Source organism: Alteromonas australica, from assembly GCF_000730385.1.
Lineage (GTDB): Bacteria > Pseudomonadota > Gammaproteobacteria > Enterobacterales > Alteromonadaceae > Alteromonas > Alteromonas australica.
On the sequence record NZ_CP008849.1, the window covers coordinates 2306253 to 2328131 of the forward strand.

The 21879-nt window shown below is 45.2% G+C and carries 21 protein-coding genes and 1 pseudogene; 6 read left to right on the forward strand and 16 right to left on the reverse strand.

Features of this window, described 5'->3' with window-relative positions:
• Positions 1-2 precede the first annotated feature (2 nt).
• The 5 genes from EP13_RS10185 to EP13_RS10205 all read left to right on the forward strand — a co-directional run bounded on the left by EP13_RS10185 (position 3) and on the right by EP13_RS10205 (position 3160).
• Positions 3-350 (forward strand): TusE/DsrC/DsvC family sulfur relay protein, encoded by a 348-nt coding sequence (locus EP13_RS10185; protein WP_044057199.1) that lies wholly within the window; start codon positions 3-5, stop codon positions 348-350.
• A 55-nt stretch (positions 351-405) separates the two neighbouring features.
• On the forward strand, positions 406-1224 hold the full coding sequence (locus EP13_RS10190; protein WP_044057200.1) for an HAD family hydrolase: 819 nt from the start codon (positions 406-408) through the stop codon (positions 1222-1224).
• A gap of 240 nt (positions 1225-1464) precedes the next feature.
• Positions 1465-2139, forward strand: a complete 675-nt coding sequence (locus tag EP13_RS10195) for a CsgG/HfaB family protein (RefSeq protein WP_044058895.1) — start codon at positions 1465-1467, stop codon at positions 2137-2139.
• Between the two features lies 1 nt (position 2140).
• On the forward strand, positions 2141-2485 hold the full coding sequence (locus tag EP13_RS10200; RefSeq protein ID WP_044057201.1) for a DUF4810 domain-containing protein: 345 nt from the start codon (positions 2141-2143) through the stop codon (positions 2483-2485).
• 3 nt (positions 2486-2488) lie between these two features.
• Positions 2489-3160: a DUF799 domain-containing protein gene (locus EP13_RS10205; protein ID WP_044057202.1), complete on the forward strand. Its 672-nt coding sequence runs from the start codon at positions 2489-2491 to the stop codon at positions 3158-3160.
• Between the two features lie 97 nt (positions 3161-3257).
• On the opposite strand, the gene serS is transcribed toward EP13_RS10205, so the two are convergent.
• The 7 genes and pseudogenes from serS to lrp form a co-directional block, all read right to left on the reverse strand.
• Positions 3258-4553 carry a serine--tRNA ligase gene (serS, locus tag EP13_RS10210; RefSeq protein ID WP_044057203.1) on the reverse strand — a complete coding sequence of 432 codons (1296 nt, stop codon included), beginning with the start codon at positions 4551-4553 and terminating at the stop codon, positions 3258-3260.
• A gap of 10 nt (positions 4554-4563) precedes the next feature.
• Positions 4564-4947 carry a fluoride efflux transporter CrcB gene (gene crcB / locus EP13_RS10215; protein WP_044057204.1) on the reverse strand — a complete coding sequence of 128 codons (384 nt, stop codon included), beginning with the start codon at positions 4945-4947 and terminating at the stop codon, positions 4564-4566.
• Positions 4948-5067: 120 nt separating this feature from the next.
• On the reverse strand, positions 5068-6375 hold the full coding sequence (locus EP13_RS10220; protein ID WP_044057205.1) for a replication-associated recombination protein A: 1308 nt from the start codon (positions 6373-6375) through the stop codon (positions 5068-5070).
• Positions 6375-7088, reverse strand: a complete 714-nt coding sequence (lolA, locus tag EP13_RS10225; RefSeq protein WP_044057206.1) for an outer membrane lipoprotein chaperone LolA — start codon at positions 7086-7088, stop codon at positions 6375-6377. The genes EP13_RS10220 and lolA overlap by 1 nt, the downstream gene beginning before the upstream one ends.
• A gap of 16 nt (positions 7089-7104) precedes the next feature.
• Positions 7105-7347 carry a DNA translocase FtsK gene (locus EP13_RS19440; RefSeq protein ID WP_431603917.1) on the reverse strand — a complete coding sequence of 81 codons (243 nt, stop codon included), beginning with the start codon at positions 7345-7347 and terminating at the stop codon, positions 7105-7107.
• A 15-nt stretch (positions 7348-7362) separates the two neighbouring features.
• Positions 7363-9849: pseudogene (locus tag EP13_RS19390) on the reverse strand (DNA translocase FtsK); the annotation flags it as partial.
• A gap of 107 nt (positions 9850-9956) precedes the next feature.
• Complete coding sequence (gene lrp / locus EP13_RS10235; protein WP_044058896.1) at positions 9957-10442, reverse strand: leucine-responsive transcriptional regulator Lrp; 486 nt, start codon at positions 10440-10442, stop codon at positions 9957-9959.
• Between the two features lie 146 nt (positions 10443-10588).
• Between lrp and ald the strand changes: the two genes are divergently transcribed.
• Entirely contained in the window at positions 10589-11719 is a 1131-nt protein-coding gene (ald, locus tag EP13_RS10240) for an alanine dehydrogenase (RefSeq protein WP_044057208.1), read from the forward strand.
• 60 nt (positions 11720-11779) lie between these two features.
• Here the strand turns inward: ald and pyrF are convergent, their stop codons facing one another.
• The 9 genes from pyrF to serC form a co-directional block, all read right to left on the reverse strand.
• Complete coding sequence (gene pyrF, locus EP13_RS10245; RefSeq protein WP_044057209.1) at positions 11780-12475, reverse strand: orotidine-5'-phosphate decarboxylase; 696 nt, start codon at positions 12473-12475, stop codon at positions 11780-11782.
• A 7-nt stretch (positions 12476-12482) separates the two neighbouring features.
• Complete coding sequence (gene lapB, locus EP13_RS10250; RefSeq protein ID WP_044057210.1) at positions 12483-13652, reverse strand: lipopolysaccharide assembly protein LapB; 1170 nt, start codon at positions 13650-13652, stop codon at positions 12483-12485.
• A 2-nt stretch (positions 13653-13654) separates the two neighbouring features.
• Entirely contained in the window at positions 13655-13912 is a 258-nt protein-coding gene (locus EP13_RS10255) for a lipopolysaccharide assembly protein LapA domain-containing protein (protein WP_044057211.1), read from the reverse strand.
• Positions 13913-14001: 89 nt separating this feature from the next.
• Positions 14002-16344, reverse strand: coding sequence for a PilZ domain-containing protein (locus EP13_RS10260; RefSeq protein WP_044057212.1), 2343 nt, complete (start codon positions 16342-16344; stop codon positions 14002-14004).
• A gap of 142 nt (positions 16345-16486) precedes the next feature.
• Positions 16487-16774 carry an integration host factor subunit beta gene (ihfB, locus tag EP13_RS10265; protein WP_044057213.1) on the reverse strand — a complete coding sequence of 96 codons (288 nt, stop codon included), beginning with the start codon at positions 16772-16774 and terminating at the stop codon, positions 16487-16489.
• A 75-nt stretch (positions 16775-16849) separates the two neighbouring features.
• On the reverse strand, positions 16850-18520 hold the full coding sequence (gene rpsA, locus EP13_RS10270; RefSeq protein ID WP_044058897.1) for a 30S ribosomal protein S1: 1671 nt from the start codon (positions 18518-18520) through the stop codon (positions 16850-16852).
• A 120-nt stretch (positions 18521-18640) separates the two neighbouring features.
• Positions 18641-19312, reverse strand: coding sequence for a (d)CMP kinase (cmk, locus tag EP13_RS10275; RefSeq protein ID WP_044057214.1), 672 nt, complete (start codon positions 19310-19312; stop codon positions 18641-18643).
• A gap of 147 nt (positions 19313-19459) precedes the next feature.
• A complete protein-coding gene (gene aroA, locus EP13_RS10280; protein ID WP_044057215.1) occupies positions 19460-20740 on the reverse strand; it encodes a 3-phosphoshikimate 1-carboxyvinyltransferase in 1281 nt (426 codons plus the stop codon).
• Between the two features lie 3 nt (positions 20741-20743).
• On the reverse strand, positions 20744-21829 hold the full coding sequence (gene serC / locus EP13_RS10285) for a 3-phosphoserine/phosphohydroxythreonine transaminase (RefSeq protein WP_044058898.1): 1086 nt from the start codon (positions 21827-21829) through the stop codon (positions 20744-20746).
• Positions 21830-21879: the final 50 nt, after the last annotated feature.

Genomic DNA, 21879 nt, shown 5'->3' on the forward strand with positions numbered 1-21879 from the left:
TCATGACCCAAGAAACCTACAGCTTTCTATACAAAGGCCAACCTATCGCAACTGACAAAGCGGGTTATCTTCTTGACTACACCCTTTGGGAAGAAGGGATGGTTGAAATTCTTGCTCGCGAAGAAAATATTGAGTTAACCGATGCCCATTGGGAAGTGGTTCGCTTTGTGCGCGGCTTTTATGAAGAATACGAAACCAGCCCAGCCATTCGTGCATTGGTAAAAGCCATGGCGAATAAATACGGGCCTGAAAAAGGAAATAGCCGTTACTTGCAACGCTTATTTAAGAAAGGACCTGCTAAACAAGCCACTAAACTGGCTGGGTTGCCTAAGCCTGCAAAATGCCTATAAGCGACGCCCGTTTTAATTAAATGCCCTTACACGCATTAACACCTAGGAATAACCCATGGATCTCATTTTTTTTGATTTAGATGGCACATTGTTAAATAGCCAATCACAAATATCGGATTTCACCCGTGAGACCCTTGCCCTTCTTAGAAAAAACGACATTGCCTATACGGTTGCCACAGGCAGAACCATGTTGTCCGCCAGTGCTATTATTGCCGAACACAGCTTTTTACTGCCACATATTTACAATAACGGCGTCACGGTATTTAACCCTAAAGACAATTCACTCAAATTAGAAAACTTGGTTAACCCCAATGAATTAGAGTTTATTATTAGTCTGGCGCAAGAACAGGAGATCACTCCTTTTGTCAACGTGATTGCAGGCACATCACACGAAGTTTACCACCCTCCTGCCCGTCACCCCATAGAGCATGATTTACTGAGTAAATACTTCAAAAGAACCGACGCGGTGCTATTACCTCTTTCCCAGCTTTCACTGACCGATAACATTACGAATATCAGTATGATTGGTGATAGCGCTACCATTCATTCCCTGTGGGACAGAGTTAATAAGGTAGACACTCTGGTGGCTTATTCTGGCCCGGCGATTGAAGGGAATAATTTTAGTTGGATGGATATTCACCATGGCGCTGCTAGTAAAGGGGGCGCAGTAAAACAATTAAAACAGCAGCTTGGTGCTACAAACATCATTTGTTTTGGCGACGGTGATAACGATTTAAGTATGTTTGAACTGGCAGACGAAAGTTATGCGCCAGACAATGCTAAACAAGCGATAAAACAAGCCGCCAGTGAGGTCATTGGCCATCATAACGAAGACGGTATCGCACGCTTTTTACGCCAGCGTTTTTCACTGTAAGTATTCGTCCTACCATCTGACTATTCCACTTTGTTAACGTGCGGTATGGCGCCAATACTAATTTAAGCTTTGTACGGTAACGAGAGCACTAACTAAATACACATGATTGCTCTTCATAAACGTATTGTTACGAATTATTCTCGCCTTGTTAGTTTTTTCCTGTTGATTTTGTGTTATAAAAACGCGCGCAAAGTCACATTCATTTGCGTTTTCATAATAAAATCAGGGACTAATATGAATATGAAAAATAATAAAAAATTACTTTCAGCGGTATCTATTCTCGCTATCGTTAGTGTGGCATCGGGATGCGCGACAACCAGTTCACAGGTTGTCGAAACACCTAAAGTAAACACCTATAACACCCAATATACGGGTGAGAAAAAGAAATTGGTTGTCGGTCAATTCGTTAACCGTTCAAGTTTTCAAAATGGTATTTTCTCTAACGGCCAAGATCGTTTAGGCGGCCAAGCAAAAACGACGCTTATTAGCCATTTGCAGCAAACCAATCGATTTAGCGTGCTAGACCGCGATAATATGAGTTTACTGGCTGAGGAAGCAAAGTTAACTGGTACAGAACAAAATATATCTGGGGCCCGGTTTGTCGTTACCGGCGATGTTACCGAGTTCGGTCGCAAAGCCATTGGTGATAAGCAGTTATTTGGTATTTTGGGTAAAGGGAAATCACAAATAGCCTACGCAAAAGTGACGCTGAACGTCGTGGACGTTACGACGTCCGAAGTGGTTTATTCGGTAGCCGGTGCAGGTGAGTACAGCTTATCTGAACGCGAAGTCATCGGCTTTGGTAGCACAGCAAGTTACGACGCTACATTGAACGGTAAAGTTCTTGATTTAGCCATCCGCGAGTCAGTTAACAACCTCGTAAACGGTATCGAAACAGGCGCGTGGAAGCTATAAGATGAAAAAAACAATCATAACGATGGCCATTGCACTTGGCATAGTGGGCTGTAAAACAACAGAACCTCTTTATTATTACGGCGAATACAACACGGCCGTATATACCTATCTTAAAGGTGAAGGGGCAACGTTGGAAGAACAAATAACGGCACTTAAAGAAACCATCGAACTTGCTGATGCTAATGGAAAGCCTATCGCTCCTGGCGTTCACGCCCATTTAGGCATGCTTTACTTTGAAACGGGCAACCCACAACAAGGCGAAGTACACTTTGAACAAGAAAAGCAGATGTTCCCCGAGTCGGTCCAATACATCGACTTTTTACTTACATCAGCAAAGGGAGCATAATCAATGTTGTTCAGATCTTTCATTGTTGTTGGTGCAATGGCGCTTTTATCCGCCTGCGTAAGCTTACCGCCAGCTCACGATTACAGTGCGTTTAAAGCAGCCAACCCAGCGTCGGTTATCATTTTACCCCCTATCAACAATACACCGGAAGTTATTGCGCCCTACAGTGTTATGACTCAAATGGCTACACCCATTGCTGAATCTGGTTTTTACGTGTTCCCTGTTGCTATGGTTAATCAAACCTTTAACAACAATGGCCTTACCGTGGCCAGTGATATACATGCAGTGGCCCCCACGAAGTTGAAAGAAATTTTCGGTGCGGACGCCGCCTTATATGTATCTATTGAAGACTATGGGACGAGTTACGTGGTGATTTCAAGTGAAACACGCGTAACCGTTACTGCCTCGTTAGTTGATTTGGCTTCTGGCCAAATGCTATGGACTGGAACGGCTTACGCCTCAAGTGCAGAACAACAAAATGCTAACAGCGGTGGTTTAGTGGGTATGTTGGTTCAAGCTGCGGTAAATCAAATTTTTGAGACCGTGACAGATAGAGGTTTTGATATTGCCGCTATCGCGTCTGCACGTCTTCTATCTGCAGAAAGTTACAACGGCCTTCTTTATGGCCCTCGCTCACCGAGTTACGGTCAACCGGTTGCTAGCGAGAAAAAGTAAGTTTTCTCAATATAGGTGGCAATAAAATCGCTACCTCAATCATTAGAAAAGCCCGTCACTTCATTGTGTACGGGCTTTTTCATGTCATTATTTCAGCTTAGTTAGCACTGATACGTTCTTGACCATTCATATAGGGCACTAGCGCTTTAGGCACAGTCACACTGCCATCTGCCTGCTGATTATTTTCTAGAATAGCCACAAGAGTTCGACCTACCGCTAAACCCGAGCCGTTAAGGGTATGCAATAATTCTGGCTTATTCGTTTTAGGGTTTCTAAAACGCGCTTGCATGCGACGGGCTTGGAAGTCTAACATGTTTGAACATGAGGATATTTCACGATAAGTGTTTTGCGCGGGTAACCACACTTCCAGATCGTAGGTTTTACACGCACCAAAGCCCATATCGCCGGTACACAGCAGTACTTTACGGTAAGGTAGCTCAAGCTTCTGAAGGATAACCTCAGCATGGCCAGTCAGTGCCTCTAACGCGTCAAAGCTATCTTCTGGTTTAACTAGCTGAACAAGCTCTACTTTGTCAAACTGATGCTGACGAATAAGGCCACGGGTATCACGTCCGTACGAGCCCGCTTCAGAACGGAAACACGGGGTATGCGCCGTCATTTTCACTGGCAGTGTCTTCGCATCTAAAATTTCATCGCGGGCAATGTTCGTTAGTGGTACTTCGGCTGTGGGAATAAGGCTTAGTCCTTGTCCTTCTTCCGTTGCCGGTTTAGTGTGAAATAAGTCCTCACCAAATTTAGGCAGTTGCCCAGTACCGTATAGGCTGTCAGCATTCACGAGGTAAGGCACATACATTTCTTGGTAGCCATGTTCTTGTGTATGAACATCTAGCATAAACTGCGCTATGGCGCGGTTTAAACGTGCTACATCACCGCGCATAACCACAAAGCGGCTGCCAGTAAGCTTACTCGCGGTGGCGAAGTCTAGGCCATTATTTAGGCCTTCTGCCACATCCACGTGATCTTTCACGTCAAAATCAAATTGACGAGGCTCACCCCATCGAGAGATCTCAACGTTGTCTTCTTCATCTTTACCCTCAGGCACAGATTCATCAGGTAAATTAGGAATCCCCTGGGTGAACGTATTAATTTCTTCTAGCAACGAAGAAAGCTCAGCTTTAGCGGCATCCAGTTCGTCGCCCAGTTTACCCACTTCAGCGAGAAGTGGCGCAATGTCTTCGCCCTGCGCTTTTGCTTTACCGATGGACTTACTTCGTACGTTACGTTCGTTTTGCAGATCCTGTGTTCTGGACTGAAGTGTTTTTCTTTTTTCTTCAAGGGAACTGAAAGCTGCTACATCGAGGTTAAAACCACGGGCAGCCAGTCGCTTGGCTGTTTGTTCTATATCGCTTCGCAAACACTTTGGATCTAACATGTGTTTCTACTTATCCTTTCATTAATTCAATGGCTAGCCAACCTGCCAGTAAACAGGCGCCAACATTAAGAAATACATTTGCTATCGCCTTTAGCCATAGCCCATTTTCTAACAACGTTAAGGTTTCTACCGAAAACGTGGAGAACGTGGTAAATGCCCCTAACAGTCCAACACCTATTAATGCTCTGTAAGGTGAGTCGCTTAAATCGTGGCGTTCTATAAAACCATAAAGTAATGCCAACGAGAACGACCCTATTACGTTCACGGCTAGTGTACCAAACGGCATGTGTTTTCCAAATAAGGAATCTACCGTTGTGGTAACAAAATACCGTAAACACGCGCCCGTTGCGCCGCCAACGGCAATAAAACAATACAAAGCTAACCCTTGAGGCAAAATTAAACTCCCTAAGCGCAGTTATAAGTGGTTTGAGTGAGGTGGCAATAAAACGCGAATATGTACCATCGTTGCCTATTAGCTAACACAAGTGATTAGGCTAAATTTGCCTTGATAACTCTACCTTTTTATTGGGCTTTGCGCATTAAGTGAATCAAGATAATCTCGCTTCGCTTTTAGCGCTTTTTCCAATCCCCGTTCATTAGGGTGATAGAAACGCGTATTGGTTAAGCCATCAGGGAAGTAAGTTTCTCCGGCGGCGAATGCATTTGGCTCGTTATGCGCATAACGATAGCCATCACCATGACCTAGCTCTTTCATCAGTGAGGTAGGCGCATTGCGTAAATGCAGGGGTACGGGAGCATCGGAGGTTTTACGCGCTAGGGCTTTCGCCTCGCTAAAGGCCATGTATACCGCATTACTTTTTGCCGCTAAAGCACAATATACTGCGGCATGTGCAATAGCCCGCTCCCCTTCAGCAGGGCCAACACGGTGAAAGGTGTCCCACGCATTAATGCACAGTTGCATAGCGCGCGGATCGGCGTTTCCAATATCTTCAGACGCGATGGCGAGTAATCGTCGACCCACATAAAGCGCATCACCCCCACCGTCAAGTATTCTGGCGTACCAGTAAAGTGCCGCATCAGGATCTGAGCCCCGTACGGATTTATGAAACGCCGAAATAAGATCGTAAAACGTATCACCCTTGTTGTCGTAACTGGCCACTTTTTCACCCACAGCTTGTTCAATGTCACCGATGTTAATTTCAGTGTCATTAGTAAAGTCTGCAGAAAGTTCCAAATAGGTAAGTAAGCGTCTGGCGTCGCCGCCACTTAATTCCACCAAGGCACTTTTCGCACTCTCGGCAATGGTAAGTTTTCGCTGCCCTAACCCCTTTTGGGCATCTAACAGAGCGCGGTCAACCAATTCATATAATGCCTCTTTCTCAAGAGGTTTTAGCACGTAAACACGCACCCGAGACAGCAAGGCGTTATTCAGTTCAAAAGAAGGGTTTTCGGTGGTGGCGCCAATGAAGGTCACCACCCCAGACTCAACAAAAGGCAAAAAAGCATCTTGCTGGCTTTTGTTAAACCTATGCACCTCGTCAACAAACAATAGCGTACGCTGATTGTAACGAGCATTCTCTTCGGCAGCGTCCATTGCTGCACGAATGTCTTTTACCCCACTGGTGACTGCCGATATCCGCAATACGGTGGCGTTAGTGTAATGGGCAATCAATTCTGCCAATGTGGTTTTGCCAGTACCCGGGGGCCCCCACAATATCATTGAGTGGCAATGCCCTGCATCTAACATTTTACGCAGTGGCTTATCATGCCCTAACAAATGTGACTGACCGCTGTATTCTTCAATAGTTACCGGGCGCATGCGCGCTGCTAAGGGCGCAAAGGCTTGATTAACATTGCTCATCAACGCTGATCATCAACGATGTAGCTTTCAGGTATGTCAATCGTAAACGTATCGGCAGCAAGCGGAAAACGGGTTTCGATGTTGTTAAACACCAATGTACTGGTTTGCTGCTGAGCATCTAGCATGGTCATGACTGCAAGTTCGTTGTCTTGATTAAACTGCAAAGTGAGCGTTTCTATTTGCCCGCCTTTTTCTTTCGGCGTAACTTGAAAGCCACGACGGCTTGGCTCGTCTGGGTTGCGTACCTGCTCAATAGTGAATTTGTCCCAAGTGGCTGCATCGTTAGCAGTAAGGAGCATGATGGGGTTATCTTTGATGGCATTCGCCTGAGATAATACCGTTACCTGCTCAACAAAGGTATCAAGATTCCACACAGCTTCGCCGTCTGCAACTAACAGAGTTTCATCAGGAAACGTGGTTTCCCAGCGCAATTTGTCGGGGCGAGTCATGGTAAGTTTACCCTGCGCCTCGTGCACGACATTGTTGTCAGCATCCATCACAGATTGCTTAAAGTCAGCGCGAAACTGCTTCATGGTGACAAGCAAGGCTTGTAGTTGCTGCTGAGATAGTTGCCCGTCTTCTTGGGTACTGTCTTCTTGTGTACTCGCCTGCATAGTAGCCGTGTCAACTAACGCACTTGGCGTAGCAGCGTGGGCACTGGTAAGCGTGCAAGCCACAAGGCCAGCGAAATAAATAGAAACTGCTTTATTCATAAACTTATTCCGTCATTTAGTCTTTAGGTGGGGGCGGCGCTAATACCTCACGGTTACCGTTATGCCCTTGTGCACTTACGACCCCACTCATTTCCATTTGTTCCACTAAGCGCGCGGCTCTATTGTAACCAATTCTAAATTTACGCTGTACACTAGACACACTGGCCCGGCGTGTTTCAGTCACAAAGGCAACGGCTTCATCGTAGAAGGCATCAAATTCTTGCTCTTCGCCTTCAGGCTGCTCGCCTGGAAGTAACACCTCGGCACTGGCTTCACCATTAAGAATTTCATCAATATATTCAGGCTCACCGCGTTTTTGCCAATCGGCGACAACCGCATGCACTTCGTGATCGTCCACAAATGCGCCATGTACCCGAGTGGGCACCGGACTACCTGGCGGCAAGTAAAGCATATCTCCCATACCGAGCAAAGTTTCTGCACCTTGTTGGTCAAGAATGGTGCGAGAATCTATTTTGCTCGACACCTGGAAGGCTATCCGGGTGGGAATATTGGCTTTAATCAGGCCCGTAATAACATCTACCGACGGACGCTGGGTCGCCAACACCAAGTGTATTCCCGCCGCACGGGCTTTTTGTGCTATACGCGCGATAAGTTCTTCTACCTTTTTACCCACAATCATCATCATGTCGGCAAATTCATCAACCACCACCACAATAGCGGGAAGCTTTTCTAGATCTGGCGCTTCCGGATCCATGCTTTCTTCGCTTTTCCATAGCGGGTCTTTAATTGGCGTGCCATTCGCAATGGCTTCGGCAACTTTGGCGTTATACCCTTTTAAGTTTCTTACCCCTAACGCGCTCATGAGGCGGTAACGTCGCTCCATCTCACCAACACACCAACGCAGCGCATTGGCGGCTTCTTTCATGTCGGTGACCACTTCCGCAAGTAAATGAGGAATGCCTTCGTATACCGACAACTCCAACATTTTAGGGTCAATCATGATCATGCGAACATCTTCTGGCGTGCTCTTATACAGCAAGCTCAAAATCATAACGTTCACACCCACAGACTTACCCGAACCTGTTGTACCGGCCACTAACAGGTGAGGCATTTTCGCCAAGTCTACAATCACCGGCTTACCAGAAATATCAGCCCCCAACACCATTGTAAGCGGCGATTGATGAGACTGGAACGCGTCACAGCTAATCACTTCACTCAAGCGCACCATTTCCCGTTTTTTATTGGGTAACTCCAAACCAATCACGGATTTGCCTGGAATAACTTCCACTACACGAACAGAGATGGCAGACATTGCACGCGCCAAATCTTTTGATAGGCCAGTAATCTTACTTACCTTCACACCAGGGGCTAAATCAAGCTCGAAACGCGTAATAACAGGGCCTGGGTACACACCAACTACTGTCGCTTCAATATTAAAATCGGCCAGTTTCTCTTCCACCAAGCGCGATATGGCTTCTATTTCTTCTTCCGTGAGTGGGTTTTCATGTTTGTCTGCTCTTTCTAGCAAATCAAAAGAAGGCATAGGAGGTAAATCTTCCGCCCCCTCCCCTCTTGGAGCTTTCACGGGTTTGGCCCCCATCGCAACCGGGGTAAAATTAGCAGACTGAGGTTGGGCGTGAGTTTGTTCCTTTTCTACAGGCGGCGCTGTTTCTTGCTGTTCATCATCTGCGGGGGTAGCAACAGCTTCGTCTTCGCCGATCACATCAGTGGAAAAAACCGGCTCCTCTTTTATTGCCGGTCGTGGGGCTGTGACTTCTGAGCCCTTGTCTTCTAAACGTTTGTCTTCTGAGCGTTTGTCTTCAGCGCCTTTTACCGCGTGCACTTTGTTTTTAACGGCTTCACGCATTCCCGATAATGAGAACGGTGAAGGTTTCGCTTCTGATGGCTCTTCCGCGGGCGTATGAGTTTCATCAGGGGCAAAAGGTGGTAAATCGTCGCCAAGTTCACCAAAGGTTGGTTCACTTCTTTGCGTTGTGGTGTGTGAAGCATTAGCCCCGTCATGACGGATGGGGCTTTCACTTTCGTTGTCTGTAGCGGTTGATGGCGTGTCCCCGTGCGCACTGGTTTGAGGTTGGCTAGAGACCTCCTCTTTACCTTGCGGCTCTGCGCGCATGCTGGTTATATCGAACTCAGTGGCGCTAGATTTAGATTTTTTATTCGGCAATGCTAGTCTAGGCATATCTATTGCCAAGGCCTGCTGAGGAAGCGAGAGTGTTTTGCGTCCAAACCATAGGGTTAGCTCGCCAAGCCTATCCACAATTGTCAGCCAACTCACCCCGGTTAACAGCGTAAACCCAGTACAAAAAAAGCACAGTAACAACAAAATAGTACCTGCGGTATTAAAATAAGGCACTAAAGCGGTACTGATGACGTCGCCGACAAAGCCTCCCGCGGAAAAATTGAATATATCGTCGAAGTTAATGCTAGCGATACCGGTTGCCCCGAGCGCCATAAGTAAACCGCCGATAATGCGTAAGCCTATGGTGAGATAATCGAATTCGTTGAGGGATTTTATATGTTGGAAAAGAAACCAACCTAAAAATGCTGCCCCAAATGGCATGAGATACGCCAAATACCCAAATGAAAACAGCAAGAGGTCGGCAACCCACGCACCGGTGGCGCCTACCCAATTGTGAACGTCTAGTTGCAACCCAGCTTGACTCCAGCCAGGATCACCAGGATGAAAAGATACCAATGCCAGCAATAAGAAAAAGGCGAAAACACAGGCCATAATCATGCCTGATTCCCACACTCGCTGAACTCCTGTCAATCGCGCCATAACCCTAAATCACTTTTTAAAAACCTGCACTAAATTGCAGAGTTATCAATAACCACTGTACTTTTGCACAGCCTATCACAAATTCACTAACTTGAGCCACGCTTTCATTACTTCAAATTAATTCTAAGTGCCGTGGTACATTTCACTTCTTCCATCACCACATAGGTTCGTGACTCACTCACACCGGGTAAGCGAAGCAAAGTATCACCGAGCAAACGTCGATAACTCGACATATCAGCCACCCTTGCCTTAAGCAAAAAATCAAAGTCGCCAGAAACCAAATGGCATTCCTGTATGTCGTCGTGCAGTTTCACCGCAGCAGAAAATTCCGCAAAAATGTCCACGGAGGTTTTCGTTAGCGTGATTTCGACAAACACCAACATAGCCGCACCCAGCTTCTCTGGATCGACATCGGCATGATACCCCTTAATGTATCCTTGGCTCTCCAGCCGCTTTACCCTTTCTAGGCACGGGCTGGGGCTTAAACCCACCTCTTTGGCTAATTCTACATTAGAAATGCGGCCGTTTTTTTGCAGTTGAATAAGAATATTTCTGTCTATTCGGTCAAGGTGTTTTGGCGTTTTTACTAACATACAAAATACTGTGAAATATAACTTTAATAATACTATATACTGATTTTCCATTATTTTCAGTACATAGTTTTTCATTATCTCTCGTATACTGGCACAAAATAAATCACTACATCCTTATCACAAGGTTGCAAATCAGAGGAATTTACATGTTAGTTGGTGTACCAAAAGAAATTAAAAACCATGAATACCGTGTTGGCTTAACGCCCGCCGCCGTTAAAGAGTTTGTTAGCAACGGTCATCAAGTGTTAGTTGAAACACTGGCCGGTGACGCCATTGGGTTTAGCGACGATATGTATATCGCTGCTGGTGCAGCCATCGCCTCTACCGCTGAGCAAGTTTTTGCTGAAGCAGAAATGATTGTAAAAGTGAAAGAGCCTCAACCCAACGAATGTAAAATGTTACGTAAAGGCCAAACCCTTTACACTTACCTTCACTTAGCGCCTGATCCAACGCAAACTGAACTTCTCATCGCCTCTGGAGCTACCTGTATCGCTTATGAAACGGTAACAGACGACCGTGGTGGTTTACCTCTACTAGCACCAATGAGCGAAGTTGCAGGTAGAATGTCAGTACAAGCTGGCGCCCATTACTTAGAAAAAGCCCATGGCGGTAGCGGCACGCTACTTGGCGGCGTACCTGGTGTAGCGCCAGGGAAAGTTCTGGTTATTGGTGGCGGCGTTGTGGGAACACAAGCGGCTAAAATGGCACTCGGATTGGGGGCAGATGTCACCATACTAGACCGTTCGCTACCTCGCCTTCGCCAACTTGACGACATCTTCAACGGCCAAGTTAAAACCGTTTATTCCACCGTAGATGCTATTGAGCACTATTCTGCTAACGCAGACTTAGTCGTCGGTGCGGTGCTTATCCCAGGTGCTGCTGCACCTAAGCTTCTTAATCGCGAGCAAATTTCAGCGATGAAGCCAGGCTCTGTTCTCGTGGACGTAGCCATTGACCAAGGCGGTTGTTTTGAAACCTCTAAAGCTACCACCCACCAAGACCCTGTTTATGTGATTGATGACGTTGTACATTATTGTGTGGCGAATATGCCAGGTGGTGTAGCACGTACGTCTACCATGGCGTTAAACAATGCAACCTTACCTTTTGGTTTGGCCCTCGCGAACAAAGGACCAGCGAAAGCTATGTTGGAAGACAAGCATTTATTAAACGGCTTAAATGTTCACGAAGGTAAAGTCACGTACAAAGCGGTAGTGGATGCCTTGGGTGAAAAGTTAGGCTTAACCTATACGCCAGCAGAAGAAGCACTGAAAGGCTAATTATCGCTTTTTATTAATCAGTTAAACACAATGCCCAGCTTAGTTGCTGGGCATTTTTGTTTACGCTATTGAATGATTCACTGATGTTAAAACCGCAACGGGATTGTCAGCCTTCGTTATCGGTCTCCCCATCACCAGATAGCTTACGCCGCTATCTATGGCTTCATCGGGAGTCATTACCCGTTTTTGATCGCCCGCATCCGCGCCTTTTGGGCGAATCCCAGGAGTTACCAGTAAAAATTCGTTGGTGAAAGTTTGACGTAATAGTTGCGCTTCCTGCGCCGAACACACAATGCCATCCAACCCTGCTTGCTGGGTTAACTTGCAAAGACGAAGTACCTGTTGTTGGGGCGTAACATTATCTATGACATCGCTCAACTGAGCCTGATCCATACTGGTTAGCACGGTCACTGCAATTAACTTTGTTTGCGGGTGACTGCTGTTGGCAATGGCTTCTTTAGCCGCTTTCATCATAGGCACACCGCCAGAGGCATGTACGTTTACCATCCATACACCCAGCTCTGCAGCCGCCTTACACGCTTTTGCTACCGTATTGGGAATATCGTGAAATTTAAGATCAAGAAAAACATCAAACCCTTTGCTGACCAAGGTTTTAACAAATTCAGGGCCAAAGAGCGTAAACATTTCCTTGCCTACTTTTAATTTGCACAATGAAGGGTCAAGTTGCGCCACAAACGAAAGTGCAGTTTCTTTATTGTCGTAGTCTAAAGCAACAATTACGCGGGGTTCTTGCATGGTGGACTTATTCTCCGTCTAAACCTTTGATGGGTTTCACTACGCCCCACTTTTTACAAGAAGGACATAGCCAATATAACTTTCGGCCTGAGAATCCACAGCTGTTACAACGGTATTGTGGCCGCTGCAACATCTGCTTTTCTACTAGCTCTTTGAGTAAACGCAAACTATCAGCCGAATTTTTATCTTCAATTTGATCAATATATAACCCCATGAGGGTTTTAAAGCCGCGCATAGTAGGTCGTTTACGCAACTGCTCTAATAAATAATTCGCGGCTTGGCCAGTGTCACCTTTCATCAAAAGTACATCAACCATCGCCAAGTACGAGGTGGCGCATTCTTGCCAGTGAGCCTCTAAACTTTTTTCAAAGCTGTCCCAATCGCCGGTTTCCTTTGCAATCTCTTCTAAACTGGGTACCGCTTCACTAAACCAGTTGATATCGCGTTCTGCCACTTGCACAAAATACGCTCGAGCGTCACTGTATCGCTTTTGGTTAAAGGCTAAATTGCCTAACATTAACCAAGGGCGCACCGCATGCTCATCAGCGTTCACGGCTTTTTGCAGTAACGTTAGTGCAACGCCCTCACTGTCATTTTTCAGTTCAACATGCGCTTGCTCGCAGTAAAAGTGGGCAAGTCGTTCGCATACATCATCATTATCACCGTGACACTCCACCATTCGCTCAGCAAGCTCAATAGCACGCTCCCATTCTTTTGTGGTTTGATAAATGCTGAACAGTTGCTGTTGCGCAACAAGGTAGTGCTTGTCGCTATTGAGCAATTGTAGGAAGGCGTTTTCGGCCCGCTCTAGAAAGCCAGCTTGCGTATAATCGTGCCCCAATTCTTTAAGTGCATTTTCACGTTGATTTGGCTGTATTTCTTCACGACTAACTAAATTTTGATGTACCTTGATGGCTCTGTCTATTTCTCCCCGATGACGGAAAAAGTTACCCATAGCAATATGAGTCTCAATGGTATCGCTGTTGATATTGATCATTTTAATCAAGGTATCAACCGCTTTGTCTGGCTGGTCGGAAAGGAGAAAGTTTAAGCCTTTATAGTAATGCTTAGAAAGAATACTCGACTGTTTACGCTGAGCTTGGCGCACACTATTTCGGCCCATGATCCAGCCGTAACCTGCCGCAACAGGCAATAGTAAAAACAGCAACTCGAGCATAATTAGTGGTCTTTTTTCAGGCTATTAATTTTTGCGTTAGCAGACATCAGCTGAACCCGAAGGTGTAACCAACTAATCGACATGATTAAAATGCCAATGCCAATACCTAGGGTCAAGAGGATTGCAATTAACGACGACAACCGTAAATTTGCCTGAGCAATGAGGTAGTTAACCGTAATATCGGCTTCGTTTTGCGCACCAATGACAAACGCTAAGGCCAGTAGAATTAGAACGAAAACTAGTATTAAGATCCCTTTCAAGATCAAACCCTTCTAAATATTTATTGGTTAAGAATAGCAAAATGCTGAGACAGATAATACCAAAACCCCATGATTTAGGATGATGTTTATTACGCTGCCCCTTCTTTTTCACTGTTTGTTTGTGTGGGTTTGGCAATCAGCTTGGCCATGACTAAATCGTGATGGAGAGCGGACATGTTTGTGACAAAGATACAATGGGTATAACCTGCTTGCATGGTTTCTAACTTGTCGTACATGGCTTTATCTAACTTAGACAACTGCGCTAACCGCTTTTTAGTTAACGGTGTAATAGCACCATGACAGCGAATTGCAGTGACATCTGTTGCGCTAATTTGAATTTTTTCTTCTTCTAGTTGTGACTGAATTTGGCTTCTAAGTTTAGTGTATAAAAAGTCGCGCTCTTTTATGTAAACAAGCCGGTTGTCACTTTTCCGAACACAGTGCACCACTAAGCTATGATCCATGGCACCTTTAAACATGGCATCTAACATCAGTGACTTCGGTTTTGATTGCGCTTTATCAGCAAAAAAACCGTGAAGTGGAATAATATTCTGCGTACGGGAGAACGGATACAAATCGTCAGAAGTATCACTTTGATAAACGGTTTTTAAGCGGTCTAAGATATGCCTGTTCATCACACACAGCACGGATAACGAAGGCATGTGTCGAACTGCTAGTTCCCATATAAATCTGTGGGTAGCGCGCTGGATACGTGCCACATCTCTTAACTTAAAATACGCGGTATTTTCCTCGACCATGGCATCAACGTTAGCACAGGTTTTCGATTTTTTACCGTCGTCCTGCAGGCAGAGTCGCACGGTTCCTGTACTTTTATCGTAGTGAACAACCCGATACTTTTCATTTTTTATTTTAAGATCTGGCACAGATACCCTAAGTTCAGACTGTAAATCTGTGCCTACAGGCACGAGTAATTTCATACCACTTGCCGATAGGTCTAACACTCTAACGTCTAGAGAATTTAACAAGCTTAGTTTAATTTGCGCGGATTTATCAATAACGTAGCGGGTTTCAGAGCGGCGATCTAACGCCTCTTCCATAACATAATCTATGTGCCAACGTTCGCCTGATGCCCTTAAAGACTTCGCCAAGGGTTTAAACTCACACTTTTCGCTTAGGGTAAGGGTATTAAGATACACAGTTACATCACGACAATACATAACATGACTTATGGCGCCGAGGTGCTCAAAGTCTTTGCTGGCAATGTCATGAATAGCGAAGGCTTTTTGTTTATCTTCTTTAGTGATGTCATCCAAACGACACTGAGTACAAATAAAGTCGTTATTTTTAACAAGCAAGTACACAATAGCATTGAGTTGTCCCAGCGCTAACAATTGCCTATGGGTAGCTGTGATCGCTATTTCACCGCTTTTGGTTTTAATCTTGCCATAAAAAATATACGCCTCGTTGTAGCGCATTAACTCTTCAGCCAACACATCGAATATGGTTTTGTCTTGCAAACTCTTGAGTAATAACTCAGCGTTGTTGTGTTCCACATTGGCTTTGGTGAATAACGAAATAACCGGCTTAAGTGATTTTTTATTTGCCGCAAGAAAAACCGGCATCCATGGGCTATTCTCTAAAATTCTGTCTCTTTCTAAATCTTGCATAGCCCGTTCAATTTCGAGGTCACGTTGAAGGGGCTGTTTGTATGAGACAGCTTTAATGTAGCGTTTAAGTTGGTTTAATAAACTGAGGTCAGTTTCCGATGAAATGGTAAAGAAAGATTCGTATTTTCCTAGATGCTTATTGTACTTAATGGTATCTAGTTCATAGGTAATTTCTGTTGGCTCTTTCGTTAACCCCATCACTTCTGGGATAGTGAAAGTAATAATATCACCGGTAGTTACATTCGGTGGACGCTTAGTCTCTACTGCTAATCCCGTGAATGACAGCGAACTGACGGTACAGTGACGGCCTTTTTCAAAGTCTGGAGACGAAACAGTAAAGTTGGGTCTAACGGCAATATCGTTACCAAAATCGATATCTGTAAATGACTGGCTTTCTACTTTAAACGCATCAACGATTTTCTTGAATTGATCACGTTTGATTTGGGTTTGATAGAAGTCGGAATTCATGACCGACTCAAACACCCCTACAGTATACCGTTCCTGGTAAAGCGAGGTTTCGCTTTTTAAGATTTCCGCGCCCACTTTGTCTAACCGCATTGGGATACCAAAGTGTTTGAATTTCATTACGGGGAATTGGGCGAACGCAGAATTATCCGCGGAGGCATCGGTTAAAGAAGTCAGTCTTACCACTTCTTCTTTTACGATTTTGCGGACACTACTTGGCAGCCTTTTTGAAAACTTATTAATTCCTTCTAACAGTCTATTGTCTTGTTCGTAAGGAATTAATGCACGTATTAGCGGCTGGTACTGCTTTATTATTTGTTCTTCTTCGCCGACGGACATTGGTACACCGAGCACCACTTAGTATTTATACAGCCTATTACTATAAAACCGTATATATTATGGGGTCAATAGCTAAACTAAAGTTAACTTGCTTAACCCATAGCCAAATACAAAAAAACCGCACTGATGTGCGGTTTTTATTTTAAGCTATTGACGCATCTACACGTTCGCGAAGCTCTTTGCCAGGTTTAAAGTGTGGTACGTATTTACCATCTAACTTTACTGTTTCACCGGTTTTTGGATTTCTACCTACGCGAGGCGCACGGTAGTGAAGAGAAAAACTTCCAAACCCACGAATTTCGATACGCTCACCCTTTTGAAGGGTTTGCGCCATTTGTTCGAGAAGTTCTTTAATCGCTAATTCGAGTTCTTTCGCTTGAATGTGACGCGCTTGATCTGCGAGCCGTTCAATTAATTCAGACTTGGTCATATAAACCTCATTGTCAATAATATGGTTAAACAGCTAGCGCAAAATCGGGTGTGCATATACACACCCGCAGCAGCATTATTCGCCTTTAGCAGCTTTAAATGCTTCTGCCATCGCGTTAGCGAAACCAGCGTCTTCTTGCTGGTTAACTTTATCGATAGCTTCTTTCTCGTCAGCTTGATCTTTCGCTTTAACAGAAAGGTTAACAGTGCGATTCTTACGGTCAACGCCCATAAATTTCGCTTCAATGCTATCACCAACGTTCGCTTCTTCAGTGGCGTCTTCAATACGGTCAACAGAAAGATCTGCAACACGGATGTAGCCATCAACTTCTTCAGCTAGGTTTACAGTAACGCCTTTAGCATCAACTGCTGTTACTGTACCAGTAACGATAGCACCTTTCTTGTTATCTGTCAGATACTTGTTGAAAGGATCTTCTTCAATCTGCTTAACGCCTAGAGAAATACGCTCACGCTCTGGGTCGACTTGTAGTACAACTGCAGAGATTTCGTCGCCTTTCTTATAGTCGCGAACCGCGTCTTCACCAGACTTGTTCCAGCTAATGTCAGAAAGGTGAACTAGACCGTCGATACCACCGTCAAGACCGATGAAGATACCAAAGTCAGTGATTGACTTGATCTTACCAGACACTTTGTCACCTTTTTCGTGTGACTTAGCGAAAGTTTCCCAAGGGTTGTCGATGCACTGCTTAAGACCTAAAGAAATACGACGACGTTCTTCGTCGATTTCAAGAACCATAACATCTACTGTGTCACCTAGGTTAACTACTTTAGATGGGTGGATGTTCTTGTTAGTCCAGTCCATTTCAGAAACGTGTACAAGACCTTCAACGCCGTCTTCGATTTCTACGAAGCAACCGTAATCAGTTAGGTTAGTTACCTGACCGTTGATCTTAGTACCTTCTGGGTAACGTGAAGCAATTTCTTGCCATGGATCGTTGCCCATTTGCTTCATACCAAGAGAAACACGTTGCTTCTCTTTGTCGAACTTAAGTACTTTAACGTTGATTTCGTCACCAACATTCACGATTTCACTTGGGTGCTTAACGCGCTTCCAAGCCATATCAGTGATGTGTAGTAGACCGTCTACGCCGCCAAGGTCAACGAACGCACCGTAATCAGTAAGGTTCTTAACGATACCTTTGATTTCGTGGCCTTCTTCAAGGTTAGCAAGAAGCGTTTCGCGCTCAGCGCTGCTTTCTGCTTCAATAACTGCACGACGAGAAACAACAACGTTGTTACGCTTAGCATCAAGCTTGATAACTTTAAATTCAAGCTCTTTGCCTTCAAGGTGCGTAGTATCACGTACTGGACGTACGTCAACTAGTGAACCAGGAAGGAATGCGCGAACACTGTTAACTTCAACAGTGAAACCGCCTTTAACTTTACCGTTGATAACGCCTTTGATAGTCGCTTTATCATCGTAAGCTTTTTCCAGCTCAACCCACGCTTCGTGACGCTTCGCTTTTTCGCGAGAAAGGATAGTTTCACCGAAACCATCTTCAACTGCATCTAGTGCTACGTCTACTTCGTCACCGATAGCGATTTCTAGTTCGCCTTCAGCGTTCTTAAATTGGTCTGCTGGGATAGCACTTTCTGATTTCAAGCCCGCATCAACAAGAACGATGTCTTTGTCGATAGAAACAACAGTACCTTTTACAATTGAACCAGGACGTGTTTCTAGTTCTTGTAAGCTTTCTTCAAAAAGTTGTGCAAAATTTTCAGTCATAAGGTTTAAATAAACTTTTAAGTTGATATCCACGCTTCTAATCCGGACAACGTGGGGTTATTAAAAATCGTCGCTACTCCCTGTTGCAACGCTGCTTTGGATGCGATTGTCTCGCGCTTTTTACAAGCGTGAGGAAATAATATCCATCGCTTTTTCAAAGACTTGGTCAATATCCAAGTCCGTCGAATCAATAATTACTGCATCTTGTGCCGGCACCAAAGGGGCAACTGAACGTTGTGTGTCACGCTCGTCTCTTGCTTTGATATCGGTTAAAAGGCGCGCAATATTAACATCCATCCCTTTATCTTTCAACTGGCTATAGCGACGCTCTGCGCGGGCTTCAGCACTGGCTGTAAGAAATATCTTTACATTTGCTTCCGGGAATACAACGGTGCCCATGTCTCTTCCATCGGCCACTAAACCCGGATCTTGCTGAAATGCCCGCTGACGTCTAAGTAATGCTTCTCTTACTCGAGGTAAGGCTGCGACTTTAGAGGCGACTGCGCCCACATCTTCAGTACGGATATCATCTGTAACGTCTTCGCCTTCAAGGATAATGCGGGTTGCATCCTCGTTAGTTTCAAAACTTACATCAAGACCGGTTGCTAGTGGAACAACACATTCTTCATCTTCACACGGAAGGTCGTGGTGTAAGGCGGCAACAGCTAATACGCGATAAATTGCGCCACTGTCTAAAAAGTGCCAACCTAGTTTTTTCGCCAGTAAGCTACTTAACGTACCTTTACCAGCACCACTAGGACCGTCTACCGTGACAACGGGTGTGGAATGCATACCTGCTCCAGAATTTAAAATACTAAAAAATCGCGCGCAATTATACGCGTTCATAACAGATAAGCAATGCCACCGGGCGACGATGGCATTGGATGTTAGACTAATTTATAAGGGCAGATCGCTGCAATTTTGCAGATAAACGCCAAATTAGCTGTATAGCGTGGCAAATCGAGTAAAGTAGTCTGGGAAGGTTTTACGCGTGCAACCTGGGTCATTAATGGTAACAGGGGTGTCACTTAACGCCACAAGAGAAAAACACATGGCTATGCGATGGTCGTTGTAGGTGTCAATTTCCGCATGCTTAAGTGACGCCGTTGGCCAAACTTTAATAGAGTCATGGCCCTCTTCCACTTTAGCCCCTAATTTTTGCAGTTCGGTTGCCATGGCCGCCAAACGGTCAGTTTCTTTGACCCGCCAGTTATAGATGTTTGTCATGGTTGTTGGACCTTCGGCAAACAAAGCCGTAGTCGCTATGGTCATGGCCGCATCAGGGATATGGTTCATATCCATGCTGACACCTTTGAGCGGCGCGCCTGTCACTTCTACATATTCGTCATTCCAGACCACCTTTGCACCCATTGCTTCAAGTACATCGGCAAAACGAATATCACCCTGTATCGAGTTTTGCCCAATACCGGTTACGCGTACCGTACCACCTTTAATGGCACCGGCTGCAAGGAAGTAAGACGCCGAAGATGCATCACCTTCTACCATAAATTTCCCCGGGGCTACATACTTTGCGTCTCCCGAAATGGTGAATGTCTGGTAGTTGTCATTTTCAACAGACACACCAAACTTCGCCATGGTATCTAAGGTAATATCGATGTAAGGTTTTGATACTAATTCGCCTTTGATACGAATAGTGACATCGCCTGCAAATAAGGGGGCTGCCATTAACAGCGCTGTCAAAAACTGACTGGATACACTACCGTCAACGGACATTTCCCCACCAAGCAAGGTTTTACCCTTTATCTGAAGAGGTGGAAAACCGTCGTTTTTCAGGTAACTAATGTCAGCATTGGCTTCACGTAGCCCATCGACTAAATCGCCAATGGGGCGCTCTTCCATACGTGGCTCGCCGGTAAGTACACAGTCTACCTTGCTTGCAGCTAAGGCGGCACACAAAGGACGCATTGCAGTACCCGCGTTTCCTAAAAATAGTTCTAGTGGTTCTGCGACATTAAATGCCCCGCCGTTACCGCTAACCGTACAGCGTGTTTTATCTTCATTAAGCGTATACTGAATGCCCAATTGCGTAAGCGCGTTAAGCATATGCGAAATGTCATCGCTGTCTAACAAATTCGTTAGCTCCGTGTCACCTTCTGCTAAAGCGGCCAGTAACAGCGCGCGATTTGATAAGCTCTTTGAACCAGGTACATTGACCTCTCCCGATACTTTTGCAATCGGTGCTAATGTTAACTGTTCCATTTTTTACCCATTTACTCTTTCAAATTCGCGCATAAATTCAACTAGCGCCACAATACCTTCGACTGGCATTGCATTATAAATACTGGCTCGCATGCCACCTACAGAGCGGTGACCTTTAAGCGCCAGTAAGCCTGCTGCTTGTGATTGCTCTAAAAACAAGCTGTCTAGCGCCGGATTAGCCAGATGGAAAGGAACGTTCATTTTGGAGCGGTTATCAGGATGAACCTTACTCGAATAAAAATCTGAACTGTCGATGGCAGAATACAGTAACGCGGCTTTTTCCCCGTTACGTTTTGCCATGGCATTCACGCCGCCCATGTCTTTTAACCACTCAAACACTAAACCAGCCAAGTACCATGAAAAGGTTGGCGGCGTGTTGTACATGGAATCAGATTTTGCTGCTAAAGCGTAATCGAAAATGGAGGGGGTTTCTTTTCGGGCTTTGCCAACAAGATCATCCCTAACAATCACCACAGATAAACCACTTGGACCAATATTCTTCTGGGCTCCGGCATAAATAACGCCATGCTTCGCCACATCCAACGGTTGCGACAAAATGGTAGAAGACATATCTGACACTAAAGGCACATTTCCCGCTTCAGGCAACCAGTCATAGGCGATACCGTCAACGGTTTCATTAGGACAAAAGTGATAGTAAGCCGCAGACTGGTCAATATCACTTAAAGCCGGTGGTGCAACATACTGGAGACCGTCTTTTTCTGATACATCGCCGACCACAACCGCCTTGTTGTATTTATTTGCTTCGGTTACCGCCCCTTTAGACCAAGAGCCACTAACAAGGTGCAAACTGGTGTCGTTGGGGTTAGACAAGTTAAGTGGAACCGCGGCAAACTGTCCTCGCCCACCACCGTGAGTAAAGAGCACATGATAGTTTGATGGGACAGACAAGAGATCACGAAGATCTTGTTCGGCTTTTGCTGCTATTTCGATGAAGTCTTTGCCTCGGTGGCTAACTTCCATCACAGAGCAACCAAGGTCGCGCCAATTGGTAAATTCTGCTTGGGCTTTTAGCATAACTTCTTTGGGAAGCATGGCTGGGCCGGCACTAAAGTTAAAAACCTCTTTCATTGCGTTTTTCAACACCTGTAAATAATCCCATTTAGACTCGGTCATGCCGT

Coding starts and splice junctions, on each gene's coding strand:
- EP13_RS10190 (WP_044057200.1), top strand. CDS start 406: ATGGATCTCATTTTTTTTGATTTAGATGGCACATTGTTAAATAGCCAA.
- serC (WP_044058898.1), bottom strand. CDS start 21,829: ATGAAAGAGGTTTTTAACTTTAGTGCCGGCCCAGCCATGCTTCCCAAA.
- EP13_RS10220 (WP_044057205.1), bottom strand. CDS start 6,375: ATGAGCAATGTTAATCAAGCCTTTGCGCCCTTAGCAGCGCGCATGCGC.
- EP13_RS10260 (WP_044057212.1), bottom strand. CDS start 16,344: ATGTCCGTCGGCGAAGAAGAACAAATAATAAAGCAGTACCAGCCGCTA.
- ihfB (WP_044057213.1), bottom strand. CDS start 16,774: ATGACCAAGTCTGAATTAATTGAACGGCTCGCAGATCAAGCGCGTCAC.
- aroA (WP_044057215.1), bottom strand. CDS start 20,740: ATGGAACAGTTAACATTAGCACCGATTGCAAAAGTATCGGGAGAGGTC.
- EP13_RS10185 (WP_044057199.1), top strand. CDS start 3: ATGACCCAAGAAACCTACAGCTTTCTATACAAAGGCCAACCTATCGCA.
- cmk (WP_044057214.1), bottom strand. CDS start 19,312: ATGCATTCCACACCCGTTGTCACGGTAGACGGTCCTAGTGGTGCTGGT.
- EP13_RS10195 (WP_044058895.1), top strand. CDS start 1,465: ATGAAAAATAATAAAAAATTACTTTCAGCGGTATCTATTCTCGCTATC.
- rpsA (WP_044058897.1), bottom strand. CDS start 18,520: ATGACTGAAAATTTTGCACAACTTTTTGAAGAAAGCTTACAAGAACTA.
- lapB (WP_044057210.1), bottom strand. CDS start 13,652: ATGCTCGAGTTGCTGTTTTTACTATTGCCTGTTGCGGCAGGTTACGGC.
- EP13_RS10200 (WP_044057201.1), top strand. CDS start 2,141: ATGAAAAAAACAATCATAACGATGGCCATTGCACTTGGCATAGTGGGC.
- EP13_RS10205 (WP_044057202.1), top strand. CDS start 2,489: ATGTTGTTCAGATCTTTCATTGTTGTTGGTGCAATGGCGCTTTTATCC.
- lrp (WP_044058896.1), bottom strand. CDS start 10,442: ATGTTAGTAAAAACGCCAAAACACCTTGACCGAATAGACAGAAATATT.
- serS (WP_044057203.1), bottom strand. CDS start 4,553: ATGTTAGATCCAAAGTGTTTGCGAAGCGATATAGAACAAACAGCCAAG.
- pyrF (WP_044057209.1), bottom strand. CDS start 12,475: ATGCAAGAACCCCGCGTAATTGTTGCTTTAGACTACGACAATAAAGAA.
- lolA (WP_044057206.1), bottom strand. CDS start 7,088: ATGAATAAAGCAGTTTCTATTTATTTCGCTGGCCTTGTGGCTTGCACG.
- ald (WP_044057208.1), top strand. CDS start 10,589: ATGTTAGTTGGTGTACCAAAAGAAATTAAAAACCATGAATACCGTGTT.